A 15,682-nucleotide genomic window follows, 5' to 3' on the forward strand; every position below is an offset into this window, starting at 1 on the left:
GTAGCAGTCATGAGTTTCCTCTCCCGCGACAACGCCAGGCAGGCTGACGAACCCGCGATCGAGATCGCTGCCGGAACGCGGTTGATCCCGCGCATCACCATCCAGGCCTTCTGCGAACACTCCCAGACGGCGCAACTGGTCGAATCTGCGGTGCACGACCGGCGCATGTCGAAGGTGGCGCTGACCACCCACAATGGCGGTCTCGATGGCGCCATCGAGACCTATCGCTCGAACCCGACGCCGAACCTCATCATCGTCGAGACCTCGCTGCAGCCGGAGGAAATCCCCGGTGCGCTGGAGCGCCTCGCCGAGGTTTGCGATGCCTCGACCCGGTTGATCGTGCTTGGGCACATCAACGACGTGCTGCTCTATCGCGAGCTCATCCGCTCGGGCGTTTCCGAGTACATCGTCCTGCCGGCGTCGGCCCAGTCGATCGTCTCCGCCATCAGCGAGCTGTTCGCCGCCGAGGGCGCGGCGCCCATTGGCCGCACCATCGGCTTCATCTCCGCCAAGGGCGGTGCCGGCGGCTCCACCGTTGCGCACAATGTCGCCTGGGCTGTCAGCCAGACGCTGCGCCAGGACACCCTGATCCTCGATCTCGACTTCGCCTTCGGCACCGCCGGGCTGAATTTCAACCAGGATCCGCCGCATGGTATCGCCGACGCCATCGGCTCCAACGCCAAGCTCGACCAGACCATGCTGGACCGGCTGGCCAGCAAGGCCGCCAATCACGTCAACCTGCTCACCGCGCCCGTGGTGCTCGACCGCACCTTCGACTTCGAGGAGCGCGAGTTTGAGCAGATCGTCGAGCTGAGCCAGAAGTCCACGCCGATCGTTATCCTCGATATCCCGCACATCTGGAGCGCCTGGGTCCGCCACACCATCGCGACCGTCGATGAGGTGATCATCGTCGCCGAGCCCGATCTGGCGAATCTGAGGAACGCCAAGAACCTGTCGGACACCATCAAGGCCTTGCGTCCCGCCGAGAGCGAGCCGCTGCTCGTCATCAACAAGGTCGGCATGCCACGGCGTCCCGAGATCGCGGCCAATGAGTTCGCCGCCTCGGTCGAGTGCCAGCTGCTCGGCCAGATCGGCTTCGACGCCGCCACATTCGGTACGGCCGCCAATAACGGCCAGATGGTCGCCGAGGTCGCCGCCAACAATCGCGCCAACGAAGTGTTCCGCCTGATCGGCCTGCACGTCACCGGCCGCAACGCCCCCGAGAAAAGTGCCTCCAAGAAGCCGGGGCTCAAACTCCCGTCTTTCATCAAGAAGCGCGCCTGAAAGGCCAGTCCTAGATGTTCGGCAAGCGTACCAGTTTCGGAGGCAACACTCCCGGCGCCGCGCAGGCCGCGCGCCCGGCGGCCGCTCCGCTTGTCCCCGCCGCGCCCCGTCAGGACGTAGCGCGCGCTGCTGACAACAAACGCAGTGGCGACGATGGCGGCGTGCTCGACGTGCGCAGTCCCGAGGCGGTGGCGCGCGACAAGGAGTACTTCCAGACCAAGTCGGCGATCTTCAACGCGCTGATCGACTCGATCGATCTCAGCCAGCTCGCGACCATGGACCAGGAAGCGGCGCGCGAGGAAATCCGCGATATCGTCGCCGAGATCATCGCCCTCAAGTCGATCATCATGTCGATCTCCGAGCAGGAAGACCTGCTCGAGGACATCTGCAATGACGTGCTCGGCTACGGCCCGCTCGAGCCGCTGCTGGCCCGCGACGACATCGCCGACATCATGGTGAACGGCAGCCAGAAATGCTACATTGAGGTCGGCGGCAAGGTGAAGCTCACCAATGTGCGTTTCCGCGACGACGCGCACCTGATGAACGTCTGTCAACGCATCGTCAGCCAGGTCGGCCGCCGCGTCGATGAGAGCTCTCCGATCTGCGACGCCCGCCTGCCTGACGGCTCGCGCGTCAACGTCATCGCCCCGCCGCTCGCCATCGATGGCGCCGCGCTCACCATTCGTAAGTTCAAGAAGGACAAGCTGACCCTGCAGCAGCTCGTCAAATATGGCTCGATCTCGCCTGAAGGCGCCGAGGTGCTGCGCATCCTTGGTCGGGTCCGCGCCAACATCCTGATCTCCGGCGGTACCGGCTCTGGCAAGACTACCCTGCTCAACTGCCTTACCGGCTTCATCGAGAAAGACGAGCGGGTCATCACCTGCGAGGACTCGGCCGAGCTGCAGCTGCAGCAGCCGCACGTGGTGCGCCTCGAGACCCGCCCGCCCAATCTCGAGGGCGAGGGCGAGATCACCATGCGCGACCTGGTCAAGAACTGCCTGCGTATGCGTCCCGAGCGCATCATCGTGGGCGAAGTGCGCGGGCCCGAGGCGTTCGATCTGCTGCAGGCGATGAACACCGGCCACGACGGCTCGATGGGAACGCTCCACTCCAACAGCCCGCGCGAAGCGCTGTCGCGTCTGGAATCAATGATCACCATGGGCGGCTATTCGCTGCCCAGCCGTACCATCCGCGAAATGATCGTCTCATCGATCGATGTGGTGGTGCAGGCCGCCCGCCTGCGCGACGGCTCGCGCCGCATCACCCACATCTCCGAGGTGCTGGGCATGGAAGGCGATGTCATCGTCACCCAGGACGTGTTCCTCTACGACATCCTCGGTGAAGACTCGAACGGCAACCTGCTCGGTCGCCACCGCTCGACCGGTATCACCAAGCCGAACTTCACCGAGCGCGCCCGCTACTTCAACGAAGAAGCCAATCTCGTCGAGGCGCTGGAGAGGTCCAACGTCGAACAGCACGAGATCCTCGGTGCATAGGCCCCAACGATGACCCCGCTGATCTTCGCCCTGCTCGCTGCCGTCGCCGTGGGAGCCGCCGGATTCGCGCTGGTGCCGGCCATGCTGGGCGGTGATCGCGCCAACAAGCGCATGAAGGCGCTGCAGGGCGACATCCAGGCTAACCGCCGCAACGCTGATGCGACGCGCAACCGCGATACCCGCCGCAAGGAAATCCAGCAGACGCTGCGCGCCCAGACCGTGGCGCTGGAGCGCAAGAAGAAGCACGTCCCGCTGCAGGACCAGCTTTATCAGGCCGGCATGAAGCTGAAGAAGGGCGCCTTCATCCGCAACTCGGTGATCTTCGGCGTCATCGTCTTTGTGCTCTGCTTCGTGCTGCAGCTCGAACTGATCTACTGCCTGATCTTTTCGGTGGCCGGCGGCTACCTGCTGCCGCGCATGTATGTCGGCCGTCGTCGCAAGAAGTATCAGAACGCCTTCCTCGACGAGTTGCCCAATGCCGTCGAAGCCATCGTGCGCGGCGTGAAATCCGGTCTGCCGCTGAACGACTCGATGCGGTTGGTCGCCAAGGAAGCCAAGGAGCCGATCAAGTCGGACTTCCAGCGCATTCTCGACCAGCAGGCGGTGGGCAAGACCATCCAGGAAGCGGTAGTCACCCTCTACGATCGCGTGCCGCTGCCGGAAGTCAACTTCTTCGTCGTCGTCATTACCGTGCAGGCACAAGCCGGCGGCAACCTCTCCGAAGCCTTGGGCAACCTGGCGCGCGTGCTGCGCAACCGCAAGAAGATGAAGGCCAAGGTCAAGGCGATGTCCGCCGAAGCCAAGGCCTCGGCCGGCATCATCGGCTCGCTGCCGATCCTCGTCGCCTTTCTCGTGTCGCTGACTACCCCCACCTACCTGCTGCCGCTGATCGAGACGCCGATCGGCAATCTCATGCTCGGCATCGCTGCCATCATGATGTTCCTCGGCGGGTTCATCATGAACCGCATGATCCAGTTCGATATCTAGGGGCCGGCGATGGAAAATCTCGTCGCGACGCTGACCAACACGCAGTTCCTGGTCGCAGTGCTGGCCGCAGTGGCGGCCGCTGCCGTGGTGTTCTCCATCGGCGCCACCTTCTTTTCAGGTGGCTCGCAGATGCGCCAGCGCATCCGCCGCGTCGCACTCGAGCGCGAAAAGATGCGGGCCGAGGAGATGGCACGCCTCCGCGGCGGTAGCGGAAGCACCGACCAGCAGACCCGAACCATCCGCCAAGCCGCCGGCCGCGATTACATGAAGAACGTCGTCGAGCGCTTCTCGCTCGAAAAGGCGTTCATGGACGACAGCACCGCCGAGAAGCTGTCCCGGGCCGGCTATCGCGGGCAGGCGGCGATGACCACCTACCTGTTCCTGCGTTTCGTTACGCCGGTGGCGCTTTTTGTCATCGCCTTCGCCTACCTCAGCCTGGTGGTTTTCGCTGACAAGCCGCTCTGGCTGAATGCTGTCTACGCACTGGGCATCGGGCTGATCGGCGCCTACCTGCCGTCCGTCCTGCTCAAGAACCAGACCGTCAAGCGCCAGAAGTCGATCAAGCGCTCGTGGCCCGATGCGCTCGACCTGGTGCTGCTCTGCGTCGAAGCCGGCATGTCGGTGGAGCATGCGCTGAAGCGGGTCGCCAAGGAGATTGGCGCGCAGAGTATCGAGCTCTCCGAGGAGATGACGCTGACCACCGCCGAGCTCTCCTTCCTCGAGGATCGTACGCGCGCCTTCGAAAACCTCGGCCGCCGTACCGGCCTCGACAACGTCAAGTCGGTGATGCAGGCACTGATCCAGGCCGAGCGCCACGGTACCTCCGTCGGCTCGGCCCTCCGCGTCATGGCCGAGGAAGGGCGCGAAGCCCGTATGATGGAGGCCGAAAAGAAGGCCGCCTCCTTGCCGCCCATGCTCACCGTGCCGCTGATCGTGTTCTTCCTGCCGGTGCTGTTCATCATCATCCTGTCTCCCGCGATGATCCGTGTGTTCGCGAACAGCTTCATCAACGGCGGCGGCTGAGCCGACGCCCGGATGCCGGAAACGACAAGGGCGCCCGTTGCGGCGCCCTTTGCTTTGGTCGGAATGGGTGAGGGGCTCACCCGGAGTTCTTCACCGCATCCCAGCGGTTCTGCTGCGTCAGCAGCGCCCGGATATAGCTCATGTTGGCCTCCACCTGGTCGGCCGGCAGCTCCGCCGCAAACAGCGCGCGGCTCTCGTCGAACCGCCCCTGCAGCCCAACCACCAATGCGAGGTTCTGCCGGATCTGGCTGTTGGCGCCGCGCAGCTTCACCGCGATACGGAGTTCCGCTTCGGCTTTGTCGAGTTCGTTGGTCATCGAGTAGGAGAGGCCGAGATTGGCGTGCAGCGACGCCTGGTCGGGTGCAATCTTCAGCGCCTGGCCATAAGCCGCGCGGGCCTCCTTGTTGCGACCGCTCTGGTCAAGGATCGCGCCCTTCACCATCAGCGCGTTCCAGTCGGGCGAGGTCGGATTGATCGCCCGTTCGACGACGTTGAGCGCCTGCTCGAAGCGTCCTGTCGCGACCAGCGCCTTGGCGTAGCCGGTGAGGATTTCGGGGTCGTCGCGGAACTTGGCGACGCCGTTTTCGAGCACCGCCACCGCCTGTTCGTTCTGGCCGTTCGCCCTGAGAGCGGCGGCGTAGTAGATGATCGCCGAGCGGTCGCCTGGCGACTTCTTATAGTGCGCGGCGAGTTGCGCCAGTGCCTGCTGCTTTCTGTCCATCGGCTGGCCCGCCTGGTCGCCGCCGATGCTGCCGGTGGTCATCGGGTTCGAAGCGCAGGCGGAAAGCGCCAGGGCGGCCACGCTCACCAACATGAGGGTGCGCAACGGCTTAAGCTTGTTCTGGATCAGGCGGAGTGACACGAAACTCTTCCTCTGGGCAATGCAACTGGCAATTCCCGAGCCCACCAAGCAGCAATAATTGATTAACCCTAATAGGGGGTTAAGGTTCGGCTTCCGAACCGTTGCCACCGCTGCGACCGCGGCGTAAGCAATGCTTCTCGCCCTCGCAACGGATACTCCGAAATGGCCAAGTCGAAGTCGCTGCCGCTCATCGCCGTGGAGCAGGAGGCGTTGCCCGCCACCCTGACGGCGGCCGACCTGCAATGGGCCAAGGCCAATGGTTTCACCGGCCAGCGCGGACGTCTGCTGGCGCTGCCGGGGGAGGGTGGTGGGCTCGGTGGTCACCTGTTCGGTCTCGGCAGACCCGGCGATCGCCCGGCCCTGATTCTTGGGCAGGCCGCGGCAGCGCTGGAGCCAGGCAAGTACGGGCTCGGCGGCAGCTTCGGTGACCCCACGCTTGCCGCACTTGCCTTCCGCCTCGGTGCCTATCGGTTCGACCGCTATCGCAAACCGCGCGATCCGGCGGTGCTGGAGCCGGTCGAGGGTGCGGATGCAGCAGAGGTCGATCGCCTGGTCGACGCCGCCTACCTGGCGCGCGACCTGATCAACACGCCGGCCAATGACCTTGGCCCGGACGCGTTCGAGAAGGAGATCCGGGCCTTCTGCAAGCGTCACAAGCTGGACCTCAAGGTGATCGCCGGCGATGAGCTGCTGAAGCAGAATTTCCCGATGATCCACGCCGTCGGCCGCGCCGCCGCCGAGGCTCCCCGGCTGGTCGAGTTCAGCTGGGGCAAGGCGAGGGATCCAAAGGTCACGCTGGTCGGCAAGGGCGTCACCTTCGATACCGGTGGCCTCGACATCAAGCCGTCGGCCGGCATGCTGCTGATGAAGAAGGATATGGGTGGCGCTGCCAACGTGCTCGGCCTCGCCCACGCCATCATCGATGCCGGGCTGCGTGTGCGGCTGCGTGTGCTGATCCCGATCGTCGAGAATGCCATTTCCGGCCCGGCCTTTCGCCCCGGCGATATCCTGCGCGCCCGCAACGGCTCGACCGTCGAGATCGGCAACACCGATGCCGAGGGCCGGCTGATCCTCGGCGATGCGCTGGCGCTCGCCGATGAAGAGGGCCCGGACCTCATCGTCGACATGGCGACGCTCACCGGCGCCGCCCGTTCGGCGCTCGGCCCCGACCTGCCGCCGCTTTATTCGACCGATGACGCACTGGCCCGTGAGCTGATGGCCACCGGCGCCGCGTCCGACGATCCGCTCTGGCAGATGCCGCTCTGGGCGCCCTACGATGCGATGATCTCCTCCAAGATCGCCGACGTGAACAATGCCGGCGCCAGCCCCTTCGCCGGTTCGATCACCGCGGCCCTGTTCCTCAAGCGCTTCGTCAAACAGGCCAAGGCCTGGGTGCACCTCGATATCTACGGCTGGGCCCCCGAGGCCAGGCCCGGCCGGCCTTTCGGTGGCACCGACCAGGGTATTCGTGCTGTCTATGGCTACCTCAAGCAACGATATAATTGACAAAATCAACGATATCGGCGCCACTGTCATCCATCATGGATGACAAGCAGATTGCCGAGATTCGTCGCTTCAACCGCGCCTTCGCGCGCTGGCTGGGGCTGTTCGATGAGCATTACTCGAAAACCGATTACAGCCCGGCCGAGAGTCGGTTGTTCTATGAGCTCGCCGCGGCCGGCCATACCAATGGCGCCAACCTGGCGCGGTCCATGGGGGTCGACCCCGCTTATCTGAGCCGCATGCTGCAGAAGTTCGTCGCCGAGGGGCTGGTGGCGGTATCGCCCAGTATCTCGGATCGGCGCCGCAACCAGCTGGCGCTCACCCCTGACGGCGACAGGGCCGCCGCCAGTGTCGCGGCAGCTGCCGATGGCGCCATCGCCGATCTGATCACACCCTTGCCCGAAACCGAGCGACGTGAGCTGGTCTCCGCCATGCAGACCATCGCCCGCATCCTCGACCGCGAGGATAGCGGGGCCTCCATCATCCTGAGGCCGCATCGCATCGGCGATGTTGCGCATGTCGTCGCCCGGCAAGCCCAGCTCTACGCTGGTGAGTTCGGGTGGGATGGCAGCTATGAGGCGCTGGCGGCCGAGATCGGCGGCAAGTTCCTGCAGGACTTCGATCCGGCGACCGAGGGCTGCTGGATCGCCGAACGCGATGGCAAGATCATTGGTTCGGTGTTTGTCGTCGATGCCGGGCAGGGCGTAGCGCAACTGCGCCTGCTCTATGTCGAGCCCGAAGCGCGCGGCCTTGGGGTGGGCAAGCTCCTCGTCGACCAGGTCGTCCGCCACGCCCGTGACAAGCGCTATGCGAAGATCCGGCTGTGGACCCAGGCCAGTCTCGTCGCGGCGCGAAAGCTCTACGCCAATGCCGGCTTCACCCTCACCGAGAGCAAACCGCACCACAGCTTCGGCAAGGACCTGATCGGCGAGTACTGGGAGCTGAAGCTGTAACGACCTTGCTCTCCGCCAACCACCGGGTCATTCCCGCGAAAGCGGGAACCTCGCAGCCTGCACCATCGCAAACGGAGGTCCCCGCTTTCGCGGGGATGACGCCGGTGTGGGTGGCGAAGGCGGGAGTGAACGGAAGGCAGCGCTGCCCTCAATACCCCCGGCTGAAGTCGATCACGTTGGGCAGCGGCAGGCCGGATTCGTGGTCCTTGATCACTTTGGAGAAGTAGGCGACGCCGGTCCGCTCGCTGGAGGCGGCGGCGATGTGCGGGGTGATGTAGACATTGTCCATCTCCCACAGCGGCGACTCCTGCGGCAGCGGCTCGACTTCGAACACGTCGAGGCTCGCCGCCTTCAGCGTGCCGTCACCCAGCGCCCGGACGATGTCGGCTTCCTTCTGGTGCCCGCCGCGCGCCGCGTTGATCACCACCGGGCCTTCGTTGTCGATGCCGCCGCGCTTCAGTTTGCTGAACGTGTCGTAGTTGAGGATACCCTGCGTCTCCGCCGTCAGCGGCAGCAGGTTGACGAGGATGTCGGTGCCGGCAAGGAACGTCTCGAACTGCTCGGGCCCAGTGAAGACTTCGACGCCCTCGACGTCTTTTGCGGTCCGGCTCCAGCCGCGAAGCTTGTAGCCGAATACCTTGAGGTGCCGGGCAGCGTCGAGCCCGAGGGCCCCGAGGCCCATGATGCCGACGGTGGCATCCCAGGCCGGCGCCGGGTAGAGCTGCCGCCATTGCTTTTTCGCCTGGTCGCGCTTGAAGCGCGTCAGCAGCCGCTGGTGCATGGTGACCTGCGAGACGACATAGTCGCTCATCCGCTGCGTCAGGTCCTCGTCCATGAAGCGGGCGATCGGCACGTCCCTGGGGCGCGACGGGTTGCGCAGCAGCGCATCGACGCCGGCGCCCAGCGACAGGATCGCCTTGAGCTTGTGCAGACCCTCGAACGCATCGGGTTTCGGCTTCCAGATGAAGATGTACTCCACCTCGTCCGGATCATAGCTGTCGGCGCGCGTCACCACCTTTCGGCCGGGCAGGGCGGCGGCGAAGCCGTCGGCCCAGCGCCGCTCGTTGAAATCGGCGAGGTGCAGCAGCAAGGTCATCGGTCGTCTCCCCAAAAACCAACGAGCCGCACCAGGGGCGCGGCTCGGAAATCAAACGGACCTCAGTCGAGGATCAATGGCTGGCAGCCGGCGCTTCTGCCGCCGGCGCCTCGGCGGCCGGAGCTTCAGCAGCAGGTGCGGCCTCCGCGGCCGGCGCAGCGGCGCCTTCAGCCGGAGCGGCGGCGCCCTCGGCGGGGGCTGCGCCTTCAGCCGCCGGAGCAGCTTCCGCGGCCGGGAACGGCACTGGCGTCGGCGACAACGTCTGCAGGTAGGCGAGGATGTTGGCGCGTTCCTGCGGGTCCTTGACGCCAGCGAAGCTCATCTTGGTGCCCGGGGTGTAGGTCTTGGGCGAGGTCAGGAACGCATCGAGGTTCTCGTAGGTCCAGGTGTCGCCATTGGCCTTATGGGCCAGCATGCCGTCCGAATACGAGAAGCCCTCGTGGCTGCCCTCGACGCGGCCGACGACGCCGTAAAGCAGCGGGCCGGTCTTGTTGGATTCGCCTTCGCCGAAATTGTGGCAGCTCGAGCACTTCTTCACCGAGGCCTGGCCGGCGGTGGCATCGGCGCTGGCCAGCAGCACGCCCAGCGGCACAGCCGGCGCTTCCGGCTCGGCGGCGCCTGCGCCGTGCTCGCCAGGAGCCTCTGCCTCGGCCAGGGTCAGGCCCGGCCCGCGACCTTCGATCGGGTGGTAGATGGCCTCGGCCAGGAACCCCACGCCCATGACAAACAGGAGGGTACCGAGAACGGCGCCAATGATCTTGTTGAGTTCGAACGAATCCATCGCGGGTATCTTTAGCCTTTGACGCCGGTTTGATGAACGGCGGAACAGCGATAGGCCATAGCTGGCCAACCCCGGCGCTTCAAGCCCTGTCCCGACGCGGGCGGAAGATAGTCTGTCCCCACATGGGGCGCAACGGGGCAGAAGCGCACTGCGACAACAGAGCGAGATCAGGAAAGGTTGCAGACCTTTCCGGTTCGATCTCGCGACAAAACAACCACTTGGAGCAGAAGTGCGATGCAACCGCACGCAATCCTGCTCCTATGGAAACAGGATGATTTCCCTCAACATTGACTTGGCTCGCACCGGGTCGCATTAAGGCGCCGCACAGCGCGGGGAGAGGAGAAGTTGCAGGACTTTCCGCCTCGCCGCGCGACCAGAAAAGATCGGCTTCGGAGTTCCAGTACATGTCCAGAAAGATCGCGTTCCAGGGTGAGCCCGGCGCCTTCAGCCACGCGGCGGCACATGCGCTGTTTCCGAGCGACAAGGCGCTGCCCTGCACCACCTTCGAGGATACCATTGCGGCGGTGCAGAACGGCGATGCCGAGTTCGGCGTCGTACCGGTCGAGAACTCGCTCTACGGCCGTATCACCGACATCTATCACCTGCTCCCCAAAAGCGGCCTGTTCATCACCGGCGAGCACTTCCTGCGCGTCGAGATGAACCTGCTCGGCGTGCCCGGTGCGACCCTCTCCGACATCAAGGCGGTGCAATCGCTTTCCGTGGCGCTCGGCCAGTGTCGCAAGTTCATATCCAAGCACAAGCTCAGGACCATCAACGGCGTCGACACCGCTGGCTCGGCCCGCGAAATCGCCGAAAAGGGCGACAAGTCAGTCGGCGCCATTGCCTCGCTGTTCGCCGCAGAGGTCTATGGTTTGAGCGTGCTCGCCCAGAACATCGAGGACGCGGCGCACAACACCACGCGCTTCCTGGTGATTTCGAAACAGGCTGAGGAACCGGCGCCGGATGCCGGTAAGGTGAAGACCACCTTCGTCTTCCGCGTCCGCAACGTGCCGGCGGCGCTCTACAAGGCGATGGGCGGCTTCGCCACCAATGGCGTCAACATGACCAAGCTCGAGAGCTACATGCTCGACGGTTCGTTCACCGCCACGCAGTTCTACGCCGATATCGAGGGACATCCGTCGGATCGGTCGGTGCAGCTCGCCTTCGAGGAGCTGAAGTTCTTCACCGACCACTTCCACGTGCTGGGCGTCTACAAGGCCGCATCAGCGGCCTGACGGTATCAGTAGAAATCGTCGTCCTCGTCGGCGCCGACGGTGAGGCCGCCAGCTGTGACGCCCCAGTCGAGATCGCCGGCCTTGTCTTCTTCGCGACGGGCCTCGGCCTCGAGGATCTGATGCTCGAACGCTGGCAGGTAGAGCGGCGCGCCGACTTCGCGGATGCTGGCGCGCTGCATCTGGCTGAGCGCGACGAGTTCGTGGGGGACGCGGACGGACTTCAACATGACAAGCCTCCTTCAGGCTCGTGAAGTCCTTAGAATGCGCCTCAGTTTGTTAACAAGGTCTGAGGGATGCGTTCAGGGTGGGACGGGGGGTGGCTCGCGCCTGAGTTCACCACCGGCGTCATTCCCGCGAAGGCGGGAACCTAGTGGGATACTTCAGAGCTGGTGGAGGCCGAGAGATCGCACTGGGTCCCCGCCTTCGCGGGGATGACGCCGGGTGGGACGCCTAGCGAGTGCCAGAACCTCAACCCTAGGCCCCGAGCCCCGCATCCTGCTTCAATGCGCTCAGCAGGTACCTGAGCCCGGCGACGGTTCGGCTGGCCTCGATCCGCGGGCCCATCTGCTCGGCCGAGATGGCGATGCTCTCGCTCAGCGCTTGCAGCGCCCATTCGATCTGGAACAGGTCGCGGCGCATGTCGTGGCCCGGGGGCAGGTTGTCGATCAGCCGGTCACAGAGCTCAAGGGCTTCGCGGATGCGCCGGTGGGTGCGGTCGGCTTCGCGCTGCATCTGTGCGCTCACCTGAGCCCGGCCACGCGCCGCATCGCGGTACTCGTCGGCGATGACGTTCCAGTGCCGGATCATGCCCTGCAGCAGCGCGATATGGCGCCGCGCTTCGGTTTCGTCATTGCTGCCTTTGGCGATCATCACCGCCTCCACACTTCGCACCAGCGCAATAACGGTGATCGCGCTGGGCGGGTTGCATCCGGCCCATCCGATCGGAGGGAGCGGCGGCCCTCTCGCGTCGTCATGGTGATGCCTGCGGGGGCTCCGCCTCGTTGCGGCGAGTAAGACGAGAAACCGAATGAAGACGATAAGCCCCTTCGGCTGCGCGGACGCGCAATCATGAAAGCCCCCTGCTGGCTGCAAGCCTGGTGGCGGAAGCGACGGGCGCGCGTCGCCATGTCTCAGATCGCCCAGATGAGCCCCGAGTTCCGGCGCGACCTTGGCCTGGACGGCGCGACGATCGACGATCTGATCGCCTTCGAGAGCGGTGGCGAGTTTGCCGGGGCGCGACAGGCCGTCTTCGGTCCCGGCGCGTCGACGCCGGAGCCCTGCGCACCCGGTACCGTCCCGTGAGAACGCCCGCCGCACGGCCTTGCGTTTGCCGCGATCCTCTTCCATATAGGCGACGGGAGGTTGGTGCGGACGTGTTCCTCGCCAACCGGGTCAGGACCGGAAGGTAGCAGCCCCAACGAGACCTTCACGGGTCGTTGCCAGCCTCCTACTTCCCACATCTTTCTGACCGCGCATCGCCGCTTTGATGGGATGAGCTTTTGCGATCTGCGCCCGCGCTCGCTATATGCTCTGCCATGGCTGACGGAATGTTCCCCGACGATCCCCCTGCGCCCGCCGTTGCGGCGGCGAAGTCGCCTTATCTGGTGCTGGCGCGCAAGTACCGGCCGCTGAGCTTTGCCCAGCTCATCGGCCAGGACGCCATGGTGCAGACGCTCAGGAACGCCTTCAAGTCGGGCCGCATCCACCACGCCTTCATTCTCACCGGCGTCCGCGGCGTGGGCAAAACCACCACGGCCCGCATCCTCGCCCGCGCTTTCAACTACGAGGACGAAACCGGCCGGCACCCGACGCTCGATTTCGACAAGGAAGGCGTCCACGATCGGGCCATCATTGAGGGCCGCCACGTCGACGTGGTCGAAATGGACGCTGCTTCCAACACCGGCATCAACGATATCCGCGAGATCATCGACTCGGTGAAGTACGGGCCCGTATCGGCGCCCTACAAGGTCTACATCATCGACGAAGTGCACATGCTCTCGACCGCGGCCTTCAACGGGCTGCTGAAGACGCTCGAAGAGCCGCCGCCCTACGTGAAGTTCATCTTCGCCACCACCGAGATCAGGAAGGTCCCGGTGACCATCCTGTCGCGCTGCATGCGCTTCGACCTGCGCCGCGTGCCGCCCGAGACGATGACCGCCCACCTCATCGACCTGCTGGCCCGCGAGAACATCGGCTACGAGCCCGAGGCGCTGGCGATGATCGTGCGGGCCGGCGAGGGCTCGGTGCGCGACAACCAGTCTTTGCTCGACCAGGCCATCAGCCACGGCGACGGCAAGGTGACGACGGCTACCGTCAAGGCTATGCTCGGGCTCGGCGACCGGGCGCGGACCATCGACCTGTTCGAGGCGCTGATGGCCGGCCGCATCGGCGATGCGCTCACCAACCTCCGCGAGCTCTACGACGCCGGCGCCGACCCGCAGACCATCGTCGCCGACCTCTGCGATTTCACCCACCTCGTCACCCGCATCAAGGTGGTCCCGGCCGCCGCCGATGACGTGTCCCTGACCCCGGACGAGCGCAGCCGCGGTGCCCAGCTGGCGCAGAAGCTCGGCATGCGCGCGCTGAGTCGTACCTGGCAGATCCTGTTCAAGGGCTATGATGAGGTGCAGCAGGCCGGTAACGCCCTGCAGGCCGCCGAAATGGTGCTGGTCCGCCTCGCCTATGCGTCGGACCTGCCGACCCCGGACGAGCTGATCGCCAAACTCGGCAACCTGCCGCCTCCGGCCCAGCCGCAATCCGCGCCGGTAGCGCGTGGCAATGGCGGCGGTGGTGGCCCGTCCGCCGCTCGCCAATACCAGCCTGAGGTGGCGCCGCGCTTCGATGCCGCTCCGGCGCCGCAGGTCATCCCGCAATCTACCCCGCAGGCCTTCGCCAACCCGCGCACCTACGCCGAGCTCGTCGCGCTGGCGGGGGAGAAACGCGATGTCATCGTCAAGATTGCGCTCGAGCAGTCCCTGCGCCCGGTTTCCATCGGCGATGGCCGGCTCGAAGTGGCGCTGGTCGAAAATGCCGATCCGGGCATCATCCAGACGCTGTCGGCCCGGCTGAAGCTGTGGACCAACCGGCAGTGGATGATCACCCTCAAGACCGACGCCCAGCACGTGCCGACCATGCGCGAGCAGCGCGAGGAGCGGCAGGAGGCAGTGCGCCAGGAGGCCCATCAGGATCCGCTGGTGCAGGCCATCCTCGAGACGTTCCCCGGCGCCACGGTGCGCGTCACCGTCAAGCAGGAACAGATACCGATCGAAGCCTACGCGGACGCCGTCCGCGACAGCGATGAGGAAGACGACGAATGAAAGACCTGATGGGAATGATGAAGGCCGCCCAGGAGATGAAGGGGCGGATGGAGGAGTTCCAGAACAAGGTCGCCGAGATGACCGTCGAAGGCCGCTCCGGCGGTGGTCTGGTGGTGGTGACGCTCAACGGCAAGGGCGAGATGAAGGGGTTGAAGATCGACCCCAGCCTCGTCTCCGACGATGTGTCGGTGCTCGAGGACCTTATCCTCGCCGCCCACAACGATGCCAAGGGCAAGGCCGAGTACGAGATGAACGCCAAGATGCAGGAAATGACGGCGGGCTTGCCGCTGCCTCCGGGCATGAAGTTCCCGTTCTGAAGATGCGGCAATCGGCAGTCGGCAATCGGCAGTCGCCTGACAGTTCTCAAACGTGCGGCAAGCAACGGCGGGGCATCACGACTGCCGACTGCCGACTGCCGATTGCCGTGCACTAGCCATGGCCAACGGCGGACCCGAGATTGAACAGCTGATCCTGCTCTTGGCGCGCTTGCCGGGGCTGGGGCCGCGCTCGGCCCGACGGGCCGTGCTGCAGCTGATCAAGAAAAAGGAACAGCTGATGATCCCGCTGTCGGCGGCGCTCGATCGCGCCGTCGCGGCGGTGACCGTCTGCGAGACCTGCGGCAACGTCGATACCCGCTCGCCCTGCCATATCTGCGCCGATCCGCGCCGCGACAATGGCCTGTTGATCGTGGTCGAAGATGTCGCCGACCTCTGGGCGCTGGAGCGCGCCGGAGTAGGGGCGGTGAAATACCACGTGCTCGGCGGCGTCCTGTCGCCGCTCGACGGCGTCGGCCCCGACGACCTGTCGATCGATGCCCTGCTGCGTCGCGCCCCGGAGTTCTCCGAGATCGTGCTGGCCGTCAACGCCACGGTCGAGGGCCAGACCACGGCCCACTACATCACCGACCGGCTTGCCCCCAGCGGCGTCAAGATTACTCGCCTGGCGCATGGCGTACCGGTGGGCGGCGAACTCGACTATCTCGACGAAGGCACGCTCAGCCAGGCGCTGAAGGCGCGCACCGCGCTCTGATCTGCCCCCCTCCCCTCTGTATAGACCGGGGAGATGGTGGACGGGTGTTCGGAGACATGGTGGACGGATTTGGCATGAAGGGCGGGGAGGCCGGCATGCCATTTTCGGATCGTTCA

16 protein-coding genes and 1 other RNA gene are annotated in these 15,682 nt (G+C 65.3%); 12 read left to right on the forward strand and 5 right to left on the reverse strand.

The features are described 5' to 3' along the window. Positions 1 to 9 precede the first annotated feature (9 nt). The 4 genes from ASC68_RS07450 to ASC68_RS07465 are packed head-to-tail and all read left to right on the forward strand — an operon-like array spanning position 10 to position 4,790. Positions 10 to 1,284, forward strand: coding sequence for an AAA family ATPase (locus ASC68_RS07450; protein WP_055877190.1), 1,275 nt, complete (start codon positions 10 to 12; stop codon positions 1,282 to 1,284). A 14-nt stretch (positions 1,285 to 1,298) separates the two neighbouring features. Next, positions 1,299 to 2,780, forward strand: coding sequence for a CpaF family protein (locus tag ASC68_RS07455; RefSeq protein ID WP_055877193.1), 1,482 nt, complete (start codon positions 1,299 to 1,301; stop codon positions 2,778 to 2,780). A 9-nt stretch (positions 2,781 to 2,789) separates the two neighbouring features. Continuing rightward, positions 2,790 to 3,767: a type II secretion system F family protein gene (locus ASC68_RS07460; RefSeq protein ID WP_055877196.1), complete on the forward strand. Its 978-nt coding sequence runs from the start codon at positions 2,790 to 2,792 to the stop codon at positions 3,765 to 3,767. A 9-nt stretch (positions 3,768 to 3,776) separates the two neighbouring features. Next, complete coding sequence (locus tag ASC68_RS07465; RefSeq protein ID WP_055877200.1) at positions 3,777 to 4,790, forward strand: type II secretion system F family protein; 1,014 nt, start codon at positions 3,777 to 3,779, stop codon at positions 4,788 to 4,790. Between the two features lie 76 nt (positions 4,791 to 4,866). Here ASC68_RS07465 and ASC68_RS07470 read toward each other — a convergent pair whose 3' ends face one another. After that, positions 4,867 to 5,652 (reverse strand): tetratricopeptide repeat protein, encoded by a 786-nt coding sequence (locus ASC68_RS07470; protein WP_055877203.1) that lies wholly within the window; start codon positions 5,650 to 5,652, stop codon positions 4,867 to 4,869. Between the two features lie 162 nt (positions 5,653 to 5,814). Here ASC68_RS07470 and ASC68_RS07475 point away from each other — a divergent pair, with 162 nt between their 5' ends. Together ASC68_RS07475 and ASC68_RS07480 are read left to right on the forward strand one after the other, a co-directional pair. Then, the gene (locus ASC68_RS07475; RefSeq protein WP_055877206.1) at positions 5,815 to 7,158 is read left to right on the forward strand and encodes a leucyl aminopeptidase family protein; all 1,344 of its coding nucleotides are present in this window, start codon (positions 5,815 to 5,817) and stop codon (positions 7,156 to 7,158) included. A 35-nt stretch (positions 7,159 to 7,193) separates the two neighbouring features. Next, on the forward strand, positions 7,194 to 8,108 hold the full coding sequence (locus ASC68_RS07480; RefSeq protein WP_055877209.1) for a helix-turn-helix domain-containing GNAT family N-acetyltransferase: 915 nt from the start codon (positions 7,194 to 7,196) through the stop codon (positions 8,106 to 8,108). Positions 8,109 to 8,256: 148 nt separating this feature from the next. On the opposite strand, the gene ASC68_RS07485 is transcribed toward ASC68_RS07480, so the two are convergent. Next, a complete protein-coding gene (locus tag ASC68_RS07485) occupies positions 8,257 to 9,204 on the reverse strand; it encodes a glyoxylate/hydroxypyruvate reductase A (RefSeq protein WP_055877211.1) in 948 nt (315 codons plus the stop codon). Positions 9,205 to 9,277: 73 nt separating this feature from the next. Beyond that, positions 9,278 to 9,985: a cytochrome c family protein gene (locus tag ASC68_RS07490; RefSeq protein WP_055877215.1), complete on the reverse strand. Its 708-nt coding sequence runs from the start codon at positions 9,983 to 9,985 to the stop codon at positions 9,278 to 9,280. A gap of 404 nt (positions 9,986 to 10,389) precedes the next feature. Here ASC68_RS07490 and ASC68_RS07495 point away from each other — a divergent pair, with 404 nt between their 5' ends. Continuing rightward, positions 10,390 to 11,220, forward strand: a complete 831-nt coding sequence (locus ASC68_RS07495; protein WP_055877218.1) for a prephenate dehydratase — start codon at positions 10,390 to 10,392, stop codon at positions 11,218 to 11,220. Positions 11,221 to 11,225: 5 nt separating this feature from the next. Here the strand turns inward: ASC68_RS07495 and ASC68_RS07500 are convergent, their stop codons facing one another. Continuing rightward, positions 11,226 to 11,447: a hypothetical protein gene (locus ASC68_RS07500; protein ID WP_055877221.1), complete on the reverse strand. Its 222-nt coding sequence runs from the start codon at positions 11,445 to 11,447 to the stop codon at positions 11,226 to 11,228. Between the two features lie 247 nt (positions 11,448 to 11,694). Further along, the gene (locus ASC68_RS07505; protein WP_055877224.1) at positions 11,695 to 12,090 is read right to left on the reverse strand and encodes a hypothetical protein; all 396 of its coding nucleotides are present in this window, start codon (positions 12,088 to 12,090) and stop codon (positions 11,695 to 11,697) included. Between the two features lie 255 nt (positions 12,091 to 12,345). Between ASC68_RS07505 and ASC68_RS28605 the strand changes: the two genes are divergently transcribed. From ASC68_RS28605 to recR, 5 genes are all read left to right on the forward strand, one after another. Next, positions 12,346 to 12,522: a hypothetical protein gene (locus tag ASC68_RS28605; protein WP_156384506.1), complete on the forward strand. Its 177-nt coding sequence runs from the start codon at positions 12,346 to 12,348 to the stop codon at positions 12,520 to 12,522. 53 nt (positions 12,523 to 12,575) lie between these two features. Continuing rightward, an RNA gene (ffs, locus tag ASC68_RS28250) (signal recognition particle sRNA small type) lies at positions 12,576 to 12,673 on the forward strand. A gap of 82 nt (positions 12,674 to 12,755) precedes the next feature. Next, complete coding sequence (locus tag ASC68_RS07510) at positions 12,756 to 14,537, forward strand: DNA polymerase III subunit gamma/tau (RefSeq protein WP_082527992.1); 1,782 nt, start codon at positions 12,756 to 12,758, stop codon at positions 14,535 to 14,537. Next, complete coding sequence (locus ASC68_RS07515) at positions 14,534 to 14,854, forward strand: YbaB/EbfC family nucleoid-associated protein (RefSeq protein ID WP_055877229.1); 321 nt, start codon at positions 14,534 to 14,536, stop codon at positions 14,852 to 14,854. The genes ASC68_RS07510 and ASC68_RS07515 overlap by 4 nt, the downstream gene beginning before the upstream one ends. A gap of 118 nt (positions 14,855 to 14,972) precedes the next feature. Beyond that, positions 14,973 to 15,566 (forward strand): recombination mediator RecR, encoded by a 594-nt coding sequence (gene recR, locus ASC68_RS07520; RefSeq protein ID WP_055877232.1) that lies wholly within the window; start codon positions 14,973 to 14,975, stop codon positions 15,564 to 15,566. Positions 15,567 to 15,682 lie beyond the last annotated feature (116 nt).

Origin of the sequence: Devosia sp. Root105, assembly GCF_001424865.1 — a bacterium.
Classification (GTDB): domain Bacteria; phylum Pseudomonadota; class Alphaproteobacteria; order Rhizobiales; family Devosiaceae; genus Devosia_A.